Source organism: Corynebacterium evansiae (assembly GCF_027570065.1).
In the GTDB taxonomy this organism is placed as follows: Bacteria; Actinomycetota; Actinomycetes; order Mycobacteriales; family Mycobacteriaceae; genus Corynebacterium; species Corynebacterium evansiae.
On record NZ_JAKMUT010000028.1, the window covers coordinates 1 to 396 of the forward strand.

The 396-nt window shown below is 55.6% G+C and carries 1 protein-coding gene; it reads right to left on the reverse strand.

Annotation, left to right across the window (positions count from 1 at the left end):
* On the reverse strand, window positions 1-361 hold a 361-nt coding region (locus tag L8V00_RS10000), incomplete at its 3' end, for an IS1/IS1595 family N-terminal zinc-binding domain-containing protein (RefSeq protein WP_420840062.1).
* Window positions 362-396: the final 35 nt, after the last annotated feature.

The window sequence follows — 396 nt, forward strand, 5'->3', positions numbered from 1 at the left end:
TACTGGCTGCGATCAGGAGGCATCCGGACTTTAGATAGGTCGCGTCGAGGAAGATTTGGTCATGGATGCGGAATGAGTCGATGGTGGGTGTGGGGATGATCCACCAGCACCATCGGAATCGGTGGTGCATGGTTTGCCTGGTTACGCCATGGTGTGCGGCGAAGGTGGTTAGAGATTGGGTGCCGGTGGCCCATTGGATGAACAAAGCCATGGTGGCGGTATTTTTGTTGTGGGTTTGGGTGTTGCGGGTAAAGGAGTGTCCGCAGTGGGTGCAGCGCCAACGGGTGGTTGATTTGCTGGTGGTGCCGTTTTTCTTTGTGTTGTTGCCGCATAGTGGGCAGCTGGGGCGGTTGGTGGTCATCCTTTAATCCAACCGGTGTGCGGTTAGCACAAATG